Source organism: Corynebacterium sp. HMSC077G07 (genome assembly GCF_001809225.1).
In the GTDB taxonomy this organism is placed as follows: Bacteria; Actinomycetota; Actinomycetes; order Mycobacteriales; family Mycobacteriaceae; genus Corynebacterium; species Corynebacterium jeikeium_D.
This window is the reverse complement of sequence record NZ_KV796519.1, coordinates 58,509-75,346: the sequence shown is the minus strand read 5'-3', so window position 1 is coordinate 75,346 and position 16,838 is coordinate 58,509. Positions and strand designations below refer to the sequence as shown.

The 16,838-nt window shown below is 56.7% G+C and carries 17 protein-coding genes; 5 read left to right on the top strand and 12 right to left on the bottom strand.

Annotation, left to right across the window (positions count from 1 at the left end; translation table 11 throughout):
- Positions 1-299: 299 nt before the first annotated feature.
- The gene (locus HMPREF2562_RS01110) at positions 300-704 is read right to left on the bottom strand and encodes a MerR family transcriptional regulator (protein ID WP_005531126.1); all 405 of its coding nucleotides are present in this window, start codon (positions 702-704) and stop codon (positions 300-302) included.
- 169 nt (positions 705-873) lie between these two features.
- Between HMPREF2562_RS01110 and HMPREF2562_RS01105 the strand changes: the two genes are divergently transcribed.
- Complete coding sequence (locus HMPREF2562_RS01105) at positions 874-2,433, top strand: SulP family inorganic anion transporter (protein WP_035009418.1); 1,560 nt, start codon at positions 874-876, stop codon at positions 2,431-2,433.
- A gap of 169 nt (positions 2,434-2,602) precedes the next feature.
- Here HMPREF2562_RS01105 and HMPREF2562_RS01100 read toward each other — a convergent pair whose 3' ends face one another.
- From HMPREF2562_RS01100 to mobC, 3 genes are read right to left on the bottom strand one after another with little or no spacing between them, the layout of a single operon-like run.
- Entirely contained in the window at positions 2,603-3,139 is a 537-nt protein-coding gene (locus HMPREF2562_RS01100; protein ID WP_224783739.1) for a hypothetical protein, read from the bottom strand.
- The gene (locus HMPREF2562_RS01095; protein ID WP_070549416.1) at positions 3,117-4,727 is read right to left on the bottom strand and encodes a relaxase/mobilization nuclease domain-containing protein; all 1,611 of its coding nucleotides are present in this window, start codon (positions 4,725-4,727) and stop codon (positions 3,117-3,119) included. Before HMPREF2562_RS01095 ends, HMPREF2562_RS01100 begins: the two co-directional genes overlap by 23 nt.
- Positions 4,708-5,070 (bottom strand): plasmid mobilization relaxosome protein MobC, encoded by a 363-nt coding sequence (gene mobC / locus HMPREF2562_RS01090; protein WP_070549414.1) that lies wholly within the window; start codon positions 5,068-5,070, stop codon positions 4,708-4,710. Before mobC ends, HMPREF2562_RS01095 begins: the two co-directional genes overlap by 20 nt.
- Positions 5,071-5,272: 202 nt before the next feature.
- On the opposite strand from mobC, the gene HMPREF2562_RS01085 reads away from it, so the two are divergent.
- On the top strand, positions 5,273-5,803 hold the full coding sequence (locus tag HMPREF2562_RS01085; protein ID WP_070549412.1) for a tyrosine-type recombinase/integrase: 531 nt from the start codon (positions 5,273-5,275) through the stop codon (positions 5,801-5,803).
- Between the two features lie 575 nt (positions 5,804-6,378).
- Here the strand turns inward: HMPREF2562_RS01085 and HMPREF2562_RS01080 are convergent.
- From HMPREF2562_RS01080 to HMPREF2562_RS01070, 3 genes are all read right to left on the bottom strand, one after another.
- Positions 6,379-7,713, bottom strand: a complete 1,335-nt coding sequence (locus HMPREF2562_RS01080) for a sodium/glutamate symporter (RefSeq protein ID WP_053087273.1) — start codon at positions 7,711-7,713, stop codon at positions 6,379-6,381.
- Positions 7,714-7,944: 231 nt separating this feature from the next.
- Positions 7,945-8,955: a trypsin-like serine protease gene (locus HMPREF2562_RS01075; RefSeq protein ID WP_070549410.1), complete on the bottom strand. Its 1,011-nt coding sequence runs from the start codon at positions 8,953-8,955 to the stop codon at positions 7,945-7,947.
- 2 nt (positions 8,956-8,957) lie between these two features.
- Entirely contained in the window at positions 8,958-9,914 is a 957-nt protein-coding gene (locus HMPREF2562_RS01070; protein ID WP_049192834.1) for a DUF418 domain-containing protein, read from the bottom strand.
- Positions 9,915-10,125: 211 nt separating this feature from the next.
- On the opposite strand from HMPREF2562_RS01070, the gene HMPREF2562_RS01065 reads away from it, so the two are divergent.
- Positions 10,126-10,632, top strand: coding sequence for a hypothetical protein (locus tag HMPREF2562_RS01065; RefSeq protein WP_048733884.1), 507 nt, complete (start codon positions 10,126-10,128; stop codon positions 10,630-10,632).
- On the opposite strand, the gene HMPREF2562_RS01060 is transcribed toward HMPREF2562_RS01065, so the two are convergent.
- Entirely contained in the window at positions 10,629-11,057 is a 429-nt protein-coding gene (locus HMPREF2562_RS01060; RefSeq protein WP_049189561.1) for an arsenate-mycothiol transferase ArsC, read from the bottom strand. The two genes, HMPREF2562_RS01065 and HMPREF2562_RS01060, sit on opposite strands and share 4 nt — an antisense overlap.
- Positions 11,058-11,072: 15 nt before the next feature.
- Entirely contained in the window at positions 11,073-12,140 is a 1,068-nt protein-coding gene (gene arsB / locus HMPREF2562_RS01055; RefSeq protein WP_049172185.1) for an ACR3 family arsenite efflux transporter, read from the bottom strand.
- A gap of 72 nt (positions 12,141-12,212) precedes the next feature.
- Here arsB and HMPREF2562_RS01050 point away from each other — a divergent pair, with 72 nt between their 5' ends.
- A complete protein-coding gene (locus HMPREF2562_RS01050) occupies positions 12,213-12,551 on the top strand; it encodes an ArsR/SmtB family transcription factor (protein WP_016423238.1) in 339 nt (112 codons plus the stop codon).
- Positions 12,552-12,593: 42 nt separating this feature from the next.
- Here HMPREF2562_RS01050 and hisN read toward each other — a convergent pair whose 3' ends face one another.
- Both hisN and HMPREF2562_RS01040 read right to left on the bottom strand, forming a co-directional pair.
- Complete coding sequence (gene hisN / locus HMPREF2562_RS01045) at positions 12,594-13,394, bottom strand: histidinol-phosphatase (RefSeq protein ID WP_070549408.1); 801 nt, start codon at positions 13,392-13,394, stop codon at positions 12,594-12,596.
- Between the two features lie 10 nt (positions 13,395-13,404).
- On the bottom strand, positions 13,405-14,265 hold the full coding sequence (locus tag HMPREF2562_RS01040; RefSeq protein WP_070549407.1) for an inositol monophosphatase family protein: 861 nt from the start codon (positions 14,263-14,265) through the stop codon (positions 13,405-13,407).
- 47 nt (positions 14,266-14,312) lie between these two features.
- Between HMPREF2562_RS01040 and prfB the strand changes: the two genes are divergently transcribed.
- Positions 14,313-15,431: a peptide chain release factor 2 gene (gene prfB, locus HMPREF2562_RS01035; RefSeq protein ID WP_049189559.1), complete on the top strand. Its 1,119-nt coding sequence runs from the start codon at positions 14,313-14,315 to the stop codon at positions 15,429-15,431.
- On the opposite strand, the gene HMPREF2562_RS01030 is transcribed toward prfB, so the two are convergent.
- Positions 15,428-16,810: an HNH endonuclease signature motif containing protein gene (locus tag HMPREF2562_RS01030; RefSeq protein WP_224783740.1), complete on the bottom strand. Its 1,383-nt coding sequence runs from the start codon at positions 16,808-16,810 to the stop codon at positions 15,428-15,430. The genes prfB and HMPREF2562_RS01030 overlap by 4 nt on opposite strands.
- Between the last annotated feature and the right edge of the window lie 28 nt (positions 16,811-16,838).

Sequence of the window (16,838 nt, the reverse complement as noted above, 5' to 3'; positions counted from 1 at the left end):
CATGCGGACACACTTTTCTTTACTTAACCCTCCTGGGACTCAAATCGGGACTTTAGCGATGGCATTTTGTCACTTAAGCCGGTTTGGAAGTGATGGGGTTAAGTGACAATTTTCGATTTTGTGACCTTGGATGACTGTGTCGTTTTGAGGAGTCGTCTGCACGGATTTCAGAAGTCCTCTGTACTATCGCCATCCACTCCGGAGAGGCCGCGGGCGTTCGTCCACTTCATCTGGAACGCGACTCGACAGAGCGCATTCAATCGGATGGTCTCTTTCTCCCTGCGAAGGATGGGGGCACTTTAGGGTGCCAGGGTGTTGACCAGATCGAGGAATTCCTCAGCGTAGGCAATTTGCTTGCGTAGCTTTTCGTAGCGGGTGCGCGTCTCCTCACGAATGTCGGCAAGGGTGGCCTTGGCATTACTCCGTGCCTGCTGTGCGGGATCACTGTCCTGCCCACCATCTGAACTATGAAGAATCTCCGCAGCTTCCAGGAATTCTCGCATCTGATCCAGAGTAAACCCCAGCGGTTTCATCCGTCGCACCAGCAAAACACGACGTACATCAGCCTCACTATAAAGCCTGAACCCACCAGGGCTACGCCCCGATGGGGTAATCAGGCCGACGTTGTCATAATAACGCAAGGTGGGAATCGACAACCCAGTCTGGTCAACGACCTCGCCGATCTTGAAATTACTGTTTTGCATTGCCTGTTCTCCTTCACGGTGATGTTGCCCACGGGTTCCTGTGCCTGGGTTGGCGGTTGAGTAAAACTCCCGCTACCATGACCACCATCACCAAACCTAAAGTTACTAGAGGGTTGGATTCCTTTCGGGCGTTCGCCCAGTTACCTATCCCCTCAAAGATTGGACATCTATGACTGAAACTAGCACGGCGGCCCCCCGCCCCCTCCTGAGTCCAGACGGCGCTGATGCCCCTACCGGGATCATCGCATCCTTCCGTTACGCATTTTCTTCCCCCGCCCGTATCCGTATAGAGATTCTGGCCGGACTGGCGGTATCCCTGGCGCTGATCCCTGAGGCCATTGCCTTTTCCATCCTTGCCGGTGTTGACCCAGCCATGGGTCTGTTTTCCTCGGTAGTCATGGCCATTGCGATCGCCTTTACCGGTGGCCGCCCGGCAATGACCACCGGCGCCACCGGGGCTATTGCCCTAGTCATTGCTCCTGTGGCGCGTGGTTACGGGATGGATTATTTCATCGCCACCGTCTTGTTGGGCGGTGTCCTACAAATCGTGCTCGGAGCCCTCGGTGTGGCGAAACTTCAGCGTTTTATCCCCCGATCGGTGATGCTGGGTTTCGTCAATGCACTGGGCATTATGATTTTCACCGCCCAACTCGAACACCTCATTGATGTGCCTTGGATGGTCTACCCACTCGTCGGCTTGGGTGTGGTGATCATGATTTTCTTCCCCAAGCTCACCAGTGTGATCCCCGCCCCGCTGGTCACGATTATCGTGCTCACCGGTTTGGTCATTGCCGCCGGTTTGACTGTCCCGACGGTCTCGGACATGGGCAAGATGCCGGAGACCTTACCGTCCCTGTTTATTCCGAACGTGCCGTGGACGTTGGAGACCCTGCAGATCATCGCGCCTTATGCCCTGGCCATGGCCGTGGTCGGTCTCATGGAATCGTTGATGACCGCCAAGCTCGTCGATGACATCACCGACACTCATTCCGATAAAACTCGTGAATCCTGGGGACAGGGGGTGGCTAATATTGCCTCCGGTTTCTTCGGCGGCATGGGTGGCTGCGCGATGATCGGTCAAACCATGATCAACGTCCGCGAATCCGGGGCACGTACCCGCCTATCCACCCTGTTAGCCGGTGTGTTCCTGCTGGTCCTGGTCCTGGCACTGGGCGACATCGTTGGCATGATCCCGATGGCTGCGCTGGTGGCAATCATGATCATGGTCTCGGTCGGCACCATCGACTGGCACTCGGTGCATCCACGCACCCTTAAACTCATGCCGGTCTCTGAGACCATTGTTATGGCCGTGACGATTATTGCCACCCTAGCCACCAGCAACCTGGCCATTGGTGTGGTGTTGGGTGTGGTCACCGCGATGATCATGTTCGCCCGTCGGATGGCACATATCGCTTCCATTGAAAAGGTCTCCGAGATCGACGGCGACGGCGATGGCGAGATTGATACTCGTACCTACCGGGTGCATGGCCAGTTGTTTTGGGCATCAAGCAATGACCTGGTTTATCGCTTTGATTACACCGATTCTGCCCGTCATATCACTATTGATCTCACTGAGGCGGAGATCTGGGATGCCTCCACGGTCGCGACCTTTGACGCGATTACGCAGAAGTTCCAGGACAGAGGCAAAACCGTGTCCATTATCGGGCTCGACGGTCCCAGTCAGGACCGGCTGAACCGCCTGTCTGGCCGGCTTGGCACCGGCCACTAACATCCCCCGACTCGAGCACATCGACTTGGCGCCCCAACTTATAACCGGGGCGCCAGTTTATTGGTGCTGTTGCAAAGTTGGGGCATAGGAAGAGCATAAAAGAAGCGTAGCGGTTAACCGCTACGCTGTGTTGTGGGGATTTTTACTTTTTACGGTGCACGTGTTCTAGTTAGTGGTTCGTTTCTTTCCTCGGGTGATTGCGACGGTATTCCTCGACTAAGTGAGCAATACCCGGCGCAGCCTGGGACAACATCCAGGTCATAAGCGCTATAAGAACCCCTATGACGATAAGTGTTAACGCCAACCAGCCCAGTGTTGGGCCGATGCCGTTGGCCTCCTGGACGTGACCCCACAAGGCAGACACGCCGTCGGGTATGCCGAGCATACTTAGCAGCCCGTTCCCCAAGGCTCCGACAGCAACGAGTGCGATAGCAACGAAGAGAACACTGGCTGCAATCCACGAGGCAGACATGCAGGCCTTAATAAAGTTCGTGTTCGACTTTTCCATGTCGTCGTTGTACTTTTTGCGCTCTGCACGTATCTTCTCCAGCAGCTTTTCGTTGGACTCCTTCTCCTGGAGCAGGGCGCTGCGAGCCTTCTTAGATGCTTCTGCTGCCTTGTGCAGGCTTTCGGACTCTTTCGACATTGCCTCAGATACAGCTACTTCTACCAGCGGTTCCAGGCTAGAAGTCAGGCTCGAAGTCATCTGAGCGTTCAGGCTCTGGGCTACTGCTTGGCTGGAATCCTTGTCGAGATGGATGGGGCTTTCGGCTGCTTTGAGTACCAGCTGTTGCATCCTTGTCAGACGCGACATCTGCTCGCTTATCTCGATTAGGTACCCTTTTACCCCCTCCAGGCCGTTGGGCAGATCCTCGATGTTCCTTATCAGCCCGGTGATCATCTGCTGCACTTCCATCATCGTTACTTGGAAGTGACTGCTGCTCACGTAGTTCTTGTTTGCGGCGAGATTGCTTTTTACGTTCCTTAATTCGCTTTCCGCTTGCGTCAACCTCGTCGAGAAGTCGCTGGGCAGAGAACTGAGAATGTCCCCTGTATTCTCCGGCAGACTCTTCAGTTTCTCCTGCAGCGTCTTGATAGCCTTCTCCGCCTTGTCCAGGCGTGGGCTGAGAACCTTCAAGACGCTGTCCATCTTGCCTTTCGCCGCTGCTTGGGCTAGCTTCGTCATCTCGGTCACTGACACCATGATTGAATACCTCCTGGTTGTTATAGTTTTCTTCCTCCTCGTCATCGAGAAGGCTGGAGCCGTATTTCGCCTCCAGGTCGTCATCGGTTGAATTGGCTTGAAGTGCTGCAAGCTGCCGCGCAAGAAGGGCTGATTGGGCCTCGTTAACGCGTTCGGTCACACCCTCTAGCGAGTAGCTGCGGCCCAATTTTGAGCCAGCTTTAGCTGCTTTACGCTTTCGAGTACGTCCGGCCTTCGTGGTGTTCGTGAAGTAGGCATCCTCGCCGTCGTCGTCGACCAGGGCCACGGTTAGCGACTCACCCTCGGTTTTTGAGTTGGGCTGCACTTTTAGAGACAGGTTGTATTTGCCAGCAATCTCTACTGCCTTCGCCAGTGGGTCGTCAGCATCTGCCACCTGTTTATCCGCGCACAGCTCATCCATGCGCTTGCGGGCAAAATCAGCCCACGTGGCTGCGGTCAGCTCATCCACGCCCAGGCCCGTCGAGTCTGTGGACTTGCCCTCCTTGCGTGCCCTGCGCTCAGCAGGAAGCAGCGATATTTCCGGCTCTCGCTCCAGGACACGCATCCCCAAATCGCGCATCAGCTCGTCGTTGATATTGCGCAGCTTGTACCAGTTGCGCATATCCCGAGGTGCAGCCTTCTTTGTCTGCGTATCGTGGTTGGCAAAGACGATATGGTTGTGGACACAGCCGCTTTTACTGTCGGTGTGCGTAGCCACGGTAAACGGAACTCCCGTGCCCTGCGTCAGCCGCATCGCCAGCTCTGAGCCAGCCGCATTAGCCCGAGCTACATCGGCCGGGTTATCCTTATCCAGCTCGTCTTTAGCCCACGATTGGATATAAATAATTGCTTCGTCAGTGCGCTGAGCCGGAGCATATCGCTCCATTTCTTCCACACTGGCTTCCATGAAGTCCACACCCGACCAACGGCCAGCCGTAGCCTCCGGAGAAAACGATTCAGCGTTGGGCTGAACCGTGCATAAGGCATCAGCTCGCACCTTGCCCTTGCGGGCATTGTCTGCCGTTCCATAGACGGCATAGACCGTCGCCGCGCGGATATTCTGGCTGTAGTTAATCTTGATTGTGGACAAAGCCCTTCACCTCTTTACGAAGAGAAGAAACCTCGGAAGCAATCGCTTCTACAGCCTCAGACACAGGTGCAACGCCGTCGATATTCGCGCGCCGCGCCACCTGGTTCAGATTGACACCAATCCGACGCAGTTGGTCATTCATCTCGTCTAGGCGGCGCAGAGTGTCCGGGGCCAAACGCTTCTGCGTTAGTACGCTCCCCTCCTCTGCGAGGACGTAGAGAGCTTCCCGGAACACGACGGCTTTTTGCACCCCTGAAACCCGTGCAACCTCCTCGACAAATCGGTCTAAATCCTTATCGAGGCGCACGGTTGTACGCGAATATGCCGAGAACTTGTCTCGCATATCCACCTCCTACATGTCGTGCTTACTGTGGCAGGGTGACCCCGACTGCTGATGCAGCCAGGGCCACAGTCTGTTTGTGAGGGTCACGCTTCTCCGGTGTCGGCCCCCTGAATCTGCTGCGCAGATTCAGGCGTACTCGCCACCGTCAAAGACGGCCCTCACAAACAGGCGGCGAGCAAGCTCCATCGCAAAACATGGCAACGTGGTTGCGCTGGCACTACTACAAGCGGGGACGGGACTTCGCATCTCAGAGGCGCTGGCGGCGACGAGACAATCTGTAAAAGTCGCTAATGGGCAAATCGCGATCAGCATTACATCTGATCAATCCAAAACGCACAGAGGCCGTTCTATCCCGTTCCTGGACAAGCGTGTCGAAAAGTTTTGGTTAAACCGGCTCGACGGACTAGGAACGACCGGCCCACTGATCCCTTCGCCAGGAGACAAGCAGGCGCACTGGCGCACCGACAACGCCGTGAAAGCGTCAGCGGCTCTGTTTAAAGATGTCGGCGCGCAGGTCCAGGACGACCACATCGCTTTAATGAGATCCCATGACTGGCGCACGGTGCTCAATAACCGGGCCATCGCGCGAGGGGTGCCCGCCCAGGTGCGTGCAGCCTACTTCGGGCATGACGTCGACGTGAACGCGCGCAACTACACGGATTGGACTGATGTCGACGCTATGCGGGGAGCCTTGAATCTCGGTGAAGAAAGTGGGACTCAAAACGGGACTTAAGAGTCGGTAATCCGCGGTAAGGCGCAGTAAGGCCCAGTATGCTTATACCTCTCTAATCAGCAGGTAAAAGGGTAATAACTGCAGGTGGCTCGAACTTGAGGGTGAGAACCCAGAGGTCGTTGGTTCGAATCCAGCCCCCGCCACTAAGAAGAGACCCCTACCGGTGCAAACGCTGGTAGGGGTTTTCTTTATTTGGGGGTCAAATCACCGTTTGGGGGTTAAGCCGTTAGGTAGTCGTTGGGTCTGACGAACTCGCGCACTTCACAACCGGGCATTGAAGGACGGTCATCAGAAATGCAGCGTGAGGCGCTGCTCGATTAGTCGGGCTGAAGGTACTTAGCTTGAGGGGATTGCTGGGTTGATTCTGGTCGACTTGCCTCAGCTCATGTACGCGCTGCTAGCTTTCGGTTTCACATATCGATGAGTTATTCACTTATGGATACGCTGGAGCGCATCGATGGGTGAATCATGCATCGATAAGTGAGCGCAATACTGGCAAAACGGTGGGAAGACAGCTGCCAGACAGGCCCGGACAGCCCACGCTGGGCTCGCAAATGTGGGCGGTGTGGGAACTTCTACAAAGCCCTGGCTTTCGATTTCTTTAACCAGATCATCGGCGGAATCAACAGAGCCAGGCCACCGATAAGTGCGACCCCACCGAATAGCCACACCAGTCCGGCGATGATGGCGATGGGGGCGAGGATGGCCGCCGCGATTTCGAATGGTGCGAAGCCCACGTAGGCCATGCCGAACTCCTCGAGAGTGCCGGATTTCTGCTCCGGGTCCACAATCTTCAGGACGGCGATACCCGTGGCTACGGAAGCGGTTGCCCAGCCCCAGCTGAATACGGCGCGCTCGAACCAACCATGTTCGAAGACTCGTGGTGCGACGTAGAAGAACAACACCAGGCAGAAGGCCAGACCCACGACGAACAGAATAATCAGCGGGACGATGTAGGTGGCCACTACTGCCGGCACAATCGACGCGATGCCCACTGCAACCAGGAAGTCCGTCGACGCGCCGGAGACCGAACCCATCAACTTCGTATCCAGGTAGTGCGGTGCCTTAATCAGGTGCAGTACTCCAACACCCGCCAGGCCGACGAGGAAGGCCATCGCGAACAGCGGGAAGCTCAAGGCCGGGAAAGCGTCATTGACCAAGTTAGTCAGGATATTCGCCAGGAAGAGCGTCCCCGCCAGTGCCGCGACATGCAGCGCAATCGGCTCAATTGAGGACGGGCTCGTGGTCGCACGTCCCACGCTTGGACGCTGGCCGGGAAGAGAGATAATGCCGGTACGCATGTCCTCCGGCAGTTTATCCAAGGCGGGCAACTCGTTGGTGTGCCCCTTCTTTGAACCCCAGCGGGCAAAGATAACGCCACCGACAATTGCGGAAAACATGCCCACCGCGGCGGCTGTAAAGCCCAAACTCGTGGCCTCAGTCCCGGCCGAGTCCAGTGCGCCACCAACTGCTGCTGCCACACCGAAACCGCCGACGAAGCCGACGGGCAGCATGATGCCGAACCAGTCCGGAGTATTGAACAGCGGGGCGAAAAGAATCACGCCAAGCAGTGCGAAGAAGCCCCACTGTGCCAGGTACATGCCCACGGAATAGGACCACATTGTTCGCGCGCGCTGGCGAACCTTGGCATCGAAGTCCATTGTGAACGGCAGGGCACCGAAGACTGCGGCGATTAGAATCGTCGCATAGTCGCCGAAGTGCTCGCTGAACTGGATGATCCCCAAAGCGTTGGGGCCTAGTAGCAAGCCGAGTAGGCCTGCAGTAATCGGTGCAGGAATGAGGAGCTTCTGGAACCAGGGGATGAATCGCCGCATCAAATTACCGATGATGAGCAGCAACGAAATCCAACCGATATCCATCAAGACGTCGAAGGGCGTGTAACCATCCACGGGAATTGATTACTTTTCTCGTTGGTGGGGTTTCACCAATGAGCAATTATGTGAATCGCATCGTCAATTCATAGAAAAATTAGAATAAAACCATAGGAATGCCTCACGATTGTACGTCAGTTACCGAGAGATTTTGTGGCTTCAGTCACGTTTAAGTTCCTCGCATGCACGATAAAAGCCGCCTACCCAGTACTTTCCGGGGAGGCGGCTTGTGGTTGTGGTTAGACGGTTCTACTGTCGGCCATTCCTAACGCGCGACCAGGCTGCTGCGACAACCAGGCCAACGCACGCGATGGCGAGGTAACCCCACATGTGATCGGCGCTGGTCTGAATGGTCTTTGGCGGAGCAGGAGTGTTCTCCGCGGTCAGCACGCTTTCTGTGTCTCGGCCAGAGGTGATGTCATCGATCCAGTCAGCCGTGCCGGCGAGGGTGGTGATAGCTGCGCTGGGGGAGGGGAGGTCAGGGTCGCCATTGGAGGTTCCGGCAGTAGCCAGGCCCGCGAGCTTACCGTCGACGAAGAACGGGCCGCCGGAGTCACCGCCCTGCATACCCGCGCCAGAGACGGAATGTGCGTCGAGGATGGCGCTTTGAATCATTGGCATCATGGCAGCGTCGGCTGGGATGCTTTCCGTTCCTGCGGGGATCGACTCGGTTTTGGAGTCATCTGGCTTTACTGCATCCGGCATGGCACCGCCCGGAACAGCCTCACCAGGAGCGGCCCCATCTGGAGCAGCCTCACCTGGAGTTCCATCAGCCGGTCCTCCGCCTAGCAACTCATTGACGACCATCTTGGTCATCGGAAGCTGCCCGGATCGTGCCATGGACGAACTGCTACTCCAGCCATAGAGAGTTCCCGTCTGTCCAGGTGTTGGGATATCGCGGGAAACATTCGCGGGTGTTGCGTCAGTGACCTTTTGGGTCAGGTGGAGCAACCCCGCATCAGACATTGGAGACAGCGCCCAAGAATCGGCATCGTAGACCTTCCCGCCGATGCGGGCCTGGGTCCCTTCGTTGTTCACAGACTCCAGGCAGTGGCGTGCAGTGAGCACCCACTGGTCGGCAACCAGCGTCCCGGTACAGTCACCGAAATTGCCGATTTTGCCAATCTTCAGCGCGGCCACAGAACTGCTTTCAGCATTCGCAGGTGCGGGTTCGCCGTTTTCCAATGCAAGAGCTGGGGCTGCAGATAGAAGCAGGGTGCTGCTAACAATTGCTGCGATGGAAAAAGATGTTTTCTTCACGGTTATTTCCCTTTCCCAGAAGGAACAATGGCCTTGATTGCGGTGGCAACGAGTTTTTCGGCAGGGCCCTGTCCGACAAATTTCTTCCAGAGGCTAGCAATGACGAGGAAGAATACGATGAAACCGGCTGCGGACAACGTGGAATGCAATACAACATTCTGCTGCCAATAAAACGCGGTGAGAACGTGCAGGATGTAGATAGTCAGTGACATTGTTCCCATAGCCGCGAATGGGTAAACCACAGCTGGGAAACGATCGCCTACGAACAGGCACAAGTGCAACACAATAGCGGCAACAGCGACGGAGAGAATGATTTCGCCGAAGACGCCAGTGTGTCCGGTAAAGCGGAGCCAGCCAGCAATCTCTGGATCAAATCGGAAGTACATGCCGACGGCAGTGACGACAACGCTGACAGCGGTAACAATCCAGCTCAACCGAGTATTGGCGTTGGTCTCAGAGGTGGAAGTGCTTTGCAGGCGACCGCGCAAGTAGACGTCGTAAAGCAGCATGCCGCCGATGAAATATGCAATCCACGCGAGTAGCGGATAGATCTGTGGCAGCGTCATAGGCGCGTACTTGATTGTGGCGGCGATGGTTGCGGCGATGAAGAAGCCGACTCGCCACCAAGTTCCGAGCGCTGGCATCCAGGAAACCAGCATCATTACCAGGCCCATGATGACGAGGACCACCTGAATTTCTCCACCGACCGGCAATAGTGCCAGGCCGATGAGAATGATCAGGGCACCGCGGGTGATTAGACGCAAGAAGGTAGTGCTGCTGTAATTACGGCCGATGATCATCATTGTGGCGCCGGCGATAATGGCGAACAGTGATGAGGGTAGGCCAGAGAGCACAACCTTTGTGCTCCAAAGTAGTGAGGCCATATGGACAATGATCATGCCGATGATGGCGAGTGAGCGCGCTATATCGAGCCCCACAATTCGGGTAGGTTTATTCACCCCGGATTTCTCCTTTACTACAACTTATAGGGAGGTGCTCTTTGGTAAAAAGCACTCTCTACAAACGGCGTATTGAAAACGACTTTCTAGTTGTAGCAACCGAACCTGACAATACATTAAGTGACTATGTGTAAATCATGGTGTTTCGTCTGTGTTTTTACTGGGAAACTAGCGCGCTCAAAAAGCTAAGAGGCAGGCGTAACCTGGTGGCATGACATCGATGCTGACGAGTTTCACCTGGGCAGAGGTGCCAGGCGTCTTCCTCGCGTACCTATTAATCATTGCCATCCCCACCGCTCTCGCATGGGTGGGTGCCGCATGGTTGGCCAAAAAATACGGCGAGCGTATCGCATTTGGGCACACGATTTTCGTCTTTGTCGCAGCATTCCTAATCTGCTTTTGTACGCTCGCGTGGACGCTCGAGGGCGAATACGACTACTCGCCATGGCAGGTTTTCTGCAGTGGCTTCGCGATGGTCATCCTTACTGCCTCTGCCATGATGCGCGTGCCCGCCCCAACTCTGAACCTTCTGCCCACGTGGTGGGCAGCGGTCGCCGGCTATGCCCTGTGCTGGAGCATCATCGCCGGCACTGACGACACCACCGGGCTCTGGGCAGTCGGCCTGATGTTCCTGCTCCTCGGCCTCATCGCAGGCGTCGGCGCAGTCGTGTGGCTTACGCTGGCGATAAGGAGGCTTTTGTTGGATTCTGCCGCTTAGGGATTCTTAGTGGAACGGAGTTCGACAGCTAACTCGTCGATACGGCGCTCGAGGTCATCGCGAATCAGATCCATGCGTTCTTCTCCGTCGATGCCTCGTTTTGAAGGCTCGTCAGTAAGCCAACGCTCGAGTGAGCCTTCAGCGTCCGAGGGGAGCTCTACATGAGCGGCATCGCCGATGATGACAACACGATCTGCAGTCTGGAGAATCGTGGGGTCAATGGGCTTTGGTGATGCACCGTCCATAGAGGCGCCGATTTCTGCAACTGATTTGGCTGCAAGCGCATTGGTAGTAGTTTTGGGGTTTGTTCCTGCTGAAAGGGCGATGAACTGCGTGGCATATTTTGCACGCGCAATGGCCTCGGCCATCTGGGATTTACCGGCATTTGCCACGCAGATGAAAAGTACCTTCGGGATTTCCTTCACTTCAGAACCCTTTTTCTATAGTTTGTCCGGTACGGAAAGGTCATTGGGGAAAAGGCGCGGCCCGAGCCAGCGGGTGACGTAGACAAGTGCAACGAGTACGGGTACTTCAATAAGTGGTCCAATCGTTCCCGCAAGTGCTTGCTGGGACAATGGGCCGAAGGTGCCAATCGCAACCGCAATTGCCAACTCGAAGTTATTTCCGGCGGCCGTAAAGGCAATCGATGCGGAGGTTGCGTAGTTCATGCCCGCGGCCTTGGCCGAAGTGAGAGCGATCGCGAACATGGCGAGGAAGTAGATCACTAGTGGTAGTGCCACTTTCGCAACGGTCCAGGGATTCTCAAGAATCTGCTGTGACTGAAGCGCAAAGAGCAACACGATTGTGTATAGAAGGCCGGCAAGTGCCAATGGTGAGATTTTGGGCAAGTACTCATTTTCATACCAGTCGCGACCACGGGTGCGTTCACCAATTATGCGTGATGCCGCGCCAGCCAGAAGTGGAATACCGAGGAATACCACTACAGATAGTGCGATTGCCCAAAAAGAAAAGGTGGCGGAAGTGGTTTCCAGTCCCAACCAGGAGGGCAGAATCTGCAGGTAGAACCACCCTAGAGCGCCGAACATGAAAATTTGAAATAGCGAGTTGACGGCCACCAATACGGCAGCGACTTCAGTATCGCCGCAAGATAGGTCGTTCCAGACCAAAACCATTGCAATGCAGCGGGCGAGACCGACGATGATCACGCCAGTGCGCAGTTCTGGACTATCACTGAGGAATATCCAGGCAAGGGTGAACATCAGTGCGGGGCCGAGAATCCAATTGAGGAAGACTGTGATGCCCATCAGCTTCCTTGATGTCAAAATTTTGCCCGTTTTGTCGTATCGAACCTTTGCGAGCGGTGGGTACATCATGACCAGCAATCCGATGGCGATTGGTACGGAAATTGTCGTAATTTTTGCCTCTGCCAGCCAGTTCACAAGTGACGGTGCAATTTTGCCCAGAATGAGGCCAATTGCCATTGCAGCTGCAATCCATAGCGGCAAGAAGCGGTCTAGGAAGCTGAGTGACTTTGTAGTCTGTGTCATAGTTTCCGGTGTAATCAATATATCGATGATTGTCAATATATTTAGAGGGGAGGCCGTGTAGCCTCAACGGGTATGGACGAAATCTCAGAATGCTGTGCACTTGGCGGTCGGCCTCTCGACGCGGCGGAAGCGCAGGCTGCGGCAACGCTCTTCAAAGCGCTGGCGCAACCGGCGCGCCTGCAAATTTTGTCTCAGCTCGCTGCCGCTGGCTGTAGTCCGATGACCGTAGGGGAGCTGGCCGCTGTTTCTGGGCTTAGTCAGCCGACGGTGTCGCATCATTTAAAGACCATGGCGGATGCCGGGCTGCTAACTAGGTCTAAGAGTGGACGGGTGGTAACCCATGAGGTACGCCCTGAGGTATTTGCTGAGCTGCGACGTATCCTGGATATCGGTCACGCGGACGGGAGATAGTGAGCCGCTCGTCGCAAATTGCGATAGGTTGGAAAACCCTGTTTACCCGCCCAGGCGCTTGACGACGGCGTCGTGAAGCAACCCATTCGTCGCAACTGCGTCCCCGCCGTGCGGCCCGTCGACTCCCACTAGGGAAGTGAAGTGGCCGCCAGCTTCCTCCACCAGGATCGCAAGCGCTGCCAGGTCCCACAGGGAAACCTCCGGCTCTGCGGCGACATCGACCGCACCCTCGGCTACCAGGCAGTAGGAGAAGAAGTCGCCATAGCCACGCAGGCGCCAGGCGTCATCGGTGAGACCGATGAAGTTGTCGCGCAGGTCGCGCTCGGCCCAGCCGGTGAGCGAAGAGTTGGAAATTGAGCAGTCCGCGATGTCTGCCACCTTCGAGACCTCAATGCGGCGCTGAGCGGCTTCCCGGCCACCGACGTGGGTGCGCTTGAATGCGCCGTCGCCCTTGGATGCCCACCAGCGACGGCCCAGTGCTGGGGCAGAGACTACGCCGATAACCGGCTTGCCGTCCTCCAGCAGGGCAATCAAGGTGGCCCAGACCGGGACATTGCGCACGAAGTTCTTGGTGCCGTCGATGGGGTCGATGACCCACTGACGGCCCTCAAACACAGCTTCGCCGCCGAATTCTTCGCCGAGAACTTCATCGCTCGGGCGCTTGTCCGACAGAATCTCGCGGAGCAGCTTCTCGCACGCGATATCGGCATCGGAGACCGGAGTCAGGTCGGGCTTGGACTCGACGATTAGATTGGCCGCCTCGAAGCGGGACATCGTGAGGTCGTCGGCTGCGTCGGCAAGCGAGAGTGCGAGGGCGAGATCTTCGGAGTAAGAGGTGGTCATGGCCGAAATTCTAGCGCAGAACCTCACTCAGCTCTGCGACCTGGCCACTCGAGCCCGCAAGCTTCCAGCGCCCCACCGACGTACATTCGCCGCCTGCGCCCGAGATAAGCGCATACCCAGGCAGCCAGTCCCAGGCTGCGACGTCGCGCTGGAACCATACGCCGATGCGGCCGTCGGCAACGCCTGCCATATCCACCGACGCTGAGCCCAGCATGCGCCAGGTAGCGCTGCGGGACACCGCATCCAGCCAGGACTTTGTAGCCGTGGCCTCGGATTCCTCGCTCGAGCTCACCACCGTGGTGTGGAGGTAGGTCGCTGCGCAGACTTCCGAGAGGGGGCGGTCAGTGACCCGGAGGTCATCAACAGTGCCATCGAGGTTGATACGAGTGGTCGGGAGATTGGGGCCACCAATCCAGCTCTCGCCCGTTGCCGGGCGGTGCACCGCGCCGAGGACGACCTCATCCGGATTGTTCGCATCGCCCATAACCAGCGCCAATGCGCTGCACCAGTAGTCCGAACCAGTGGTGAAGTTGTAGGTGCCATCGACAGGATCGATCACCCACGTGCGACCAGACTGGGACTCCTTCGCGGACCCTTCCTCGCCAAGAATGCCGTCCTCCGGGCGGAGCGCGGCCAAAGCCTCGACGACGAATTTCTCCGCTGCGCGGTCGGCCGCGGTGACGACGTCGGAAATCGATGTCTTGTACTCCGTGACCAGGCCTTCGTCGCGCATACGAGCGGCAATGGTAGCGGCACGCTTCACGATGGCAACCGCAACGCTGGTATCCGATGCCACAATCGACTCGGATACTTGGGAGAGAAAGAGTTCTAGGTCTTGGCTGGAATCTTGGCTGGCGGTGGATTCAGACATACGTCCTATTGTGCACCGAAACAGGCGGTATAGCTAAGGTAGTACCCGTGAACCCGGATCTGAATGCTGACCTCAAAGAACTCGACGCGACGCTGACCACCATTGAGAAGGTGGTCGATGTCGACGAGCTTTCCGACCGGATCAGGGAGTTGGAAGCCCAGGCCGCCGACCCGTCGCTGTGGGATGACCCCGACCACGCGCAGCAGGTCACCAGCGCACTATCGCAGGCGCAGGCGAAGAAGAAAAAGATCGACTCGCTGCGCGGGCGCCTCGACGATCTCTCTGTGATGTACGAACTCGCGGAAGAGGAGGGCGACCCCGACGCCGTCGAGATGGCCGATGCCGAACGCGCTGAGCTGCGTGCCGACATCGAATCCCTCGAGGTCACTACGATGCTTTCGGGGCCTTACGACGAGCGCGAGGCGGTCATCAACATCCGCTCCGGTGCCGGTGGCGTGGATGCCGCTGACTGGGCCGAGATGCTCATGCGTATGTACCTGCGCTGGGCCGACAAGCATGGGCATAAGGTCGAGGTTTACGACACGTCCTACGCTGAAGAGGCCGGTATTAAGTCCGCTACTTTCGTCGTCCATGGCGAGTACATGTACGGCACCCTCTCGGTCGAGCAGGGTGCGCACCGTCTGGTTCGTATTAGTCCTTTCGACAACCAGGGGCGCCGCCAGACTTCCTTCGCTGAGGTTGAGGTGCTGCCGGTTGTGGAGGAAACGGATCACATCGACATCCCCGAGTCAGATTTGCGTATCGACGTCTACCGCTCCTCCGGCCCAGGTGGGCAGTCGGTGAACACCACGGACTCCGCGGTCCGACTTACGCACGTCCCAACCGGCATCGTGGTGACCTGTCAGAACGAGAAGTCGCAGCACCAGAACAAGGCATCTGCCATGCGTGTTCTGCAGGCGAAGTTGCTGGAGAAGAAGCGCCAGGAAGAGCGCGCGGAGCTGGACGCTCTCGGCGCAGGCGGCAATGCCTCGTGGGGTAACCAGATGCGCTCCTATGTGCTGCACCCGTACCAGATGGTGAAGGATCTGCGTACCGAATACGAAGTCAACAACCCGCAGTCGGTCCTCGACGGTGACCTCGACGGTTTCATTGAGGCCGGTATTCGCTGGCGCATGGCTCAGCAGTCCGAAGGGGAGCAGCGCTAGAACGGCGGTTCGTCTTCGGGTGCTTCCGGTGTCTCGGGAGTTTCCGGTGCTTCCGGTGTGGTGGGCTCGTCGGCTTCTGATTTTCTCTTGTTTTTGTTCATTCCCAGTTCTTCGCGAGCCTGATTTGTCAGCTCCTGTGATTCGCGGAGGTTTTCCAACCTCTGCTCGTTGTACTCCTTGAGTGTCTGTGCTTTCTTTGTCTTGCGCAGGTCGAAGGAGTAGCGACCGTGGCCGGAGAGCGGCCCTGATTCTGTGCTGATTAGGGCAGCTTTTTCAGCGCTCTGATCAGTGGCGGAGGTCCAGTACTCCACGCCGTCGATATCGCGCACGACATTCCAAAGACCGGCCGTTTTTAGATTGTGGTGGCGACGGCATAGGCAATGGAGGTTGGGCGTCTCGGTTTGGCCACCTTCGTCGGGATTCTCGTGGTTATACGGCTGAATGTGGTCGATGTCGCACTTCGTCGCATCGACATCACATCCGGGAAAGCGACAGGTGCCGTCTCTACCTTGGATGTAAGTACGCTGTCGCTCTGTTGGCGAGTACTTTTCCGTTTTCTCGTCCGCTAGTAGCCGGATGCTAGTGACCCGATCGAGCCAGGATTCAGCGGCGATTTTGTTGATCCACCCTAGGCCGCCAATCCAGGCTTCTTGGGGCTTGTCTTGGGTAAGCGGGCAGTACAGATTCAGTGTGGCGGTGACCTGAGCAGTCCCGTGCAGAAGGTGTGAAAAAGCCTCGACGAAGTCGCAGTCTTGATCAGCGGTGATTTCTTCCAAGACCTTCTGAAACTCAATTGCCCGCTCAGGCATCAGTTCCATGGTGACTTCAGTGAGGGTGTCCTTTAACTCGAACTTTATAGATTCGCCAGCTTTTTGTTCGATGCCTTTTTGAAACGAAGTGATCGGCGGGTCGTACTCATTCTTCGGGCGCAATAGCGGGCTGACTTCATCAATAAGTCGCTGAATATTCTGTTGAAGGCTCCGAACTCCGCGAAGAACTTCACCATTGACTCTCGGCGTGATCAGCTCAAGGAGATGGTCTTCGAAATATCTCACAGCCGAGGGGTCATCCAATGGGAGGATGGCCGTGGCAATGACCCGCATGTGGGGAAGCGGTAGCTGTGCGCGTTTGAGCAGAAGCTCTTTTAACCGCGGGAGTCGCTCTAGTTGCATTCCGACATCGATGTACTGGAGTGTTCTCCCACGTGACATGCCAAGAGCTGGAGCGATTTTGGCGATGTAATCTTCGACATCTTTTGTTGAAGAACAGGGAACACAAGCAAGGGCAAGCTTCAAGTCAGCTCGATTGCGGTCAATTCCAAGACGTGCTGGTGCTGTTTGAGAAATCTCATGGTGAAAGCGTGGCGCTGTTGCTTCCATCGCCGCAGTGTAAGTGCGTTTGCGTGGT

Bases quoted from the DNA above. Each gene is read 5' to 3' on its own strand.
- HMPREF2562_RS01110 (WP_005531126.1), bottom strand. From the start codon at position 704: ATGCAAAACAGTAATTTCAAGATCGGCGAGGTCGTTGACCAGACTGGG.
- HMPREF2562_RS01105 (WP_035009418.1), top strand. From the start codon at position 874: ATGACTGAAACTAGCACGGCGGCCCCCCGCCCCCTCCTGAGTCCAGAC.
- HMPREF2562_RS01100 (WP_224783739.1), bottom strand. From the start codon at position 3,139: ATGACTTCGAGCCTGACTTCTAGCCTGGAACCGCTGGTAGAAGTAGCT.
- mobC (WP_070549414.1), bottom strand. From the start codon at position 5,070: ATGCGAGACAAGTTCTCGGCATATTCGCGTACAACCGTGCGCCTCGAT.
- HMPREF2562_RS01065 (WP_048733884.1), top strand. From the start codon at position 10,126: ATGACATCGATGCTGACGAGTTTCACCTGGGCAGAGGTGCCAGGCGTC.
- arsB (WP_049172185.1), bottom strand. From the start codon at position 12,140: ATGACACAGACTACAAAGTCACTCAGCTTCCTAGACCGCTTCTTGCCG.
- HMPREF2562_RS01050 (WP_016423238.1), top strand. From the start codon at position 12,213: ATGGACGAAATCTCAGAATGCTGTGCACTTGGCGGTCGGCCTCTCGAC.
- hisN (WP_070549408.1), bottom strand. From the start codon at position 13,394: ATGACCACCTCTTACTCCGAAGATCTCGCCCTCGCACTCTCGCTTGCC.
- HMPREF2562_RS01040 (WP_070549407.1), bottom strand. From the start codon at position 14,265: ATGTCTGAATCCACCGCCAGCCAAGATTCCAGCCAAGACCTAGAACTC.
- HMPREF2562_RS01030 (WP_224783740.1), bottom strand. From the start codon at position 16,810: ATGGAAGCAACAGCGCCACGCTTTCACCATGAGATTTCTCAAACAGCA.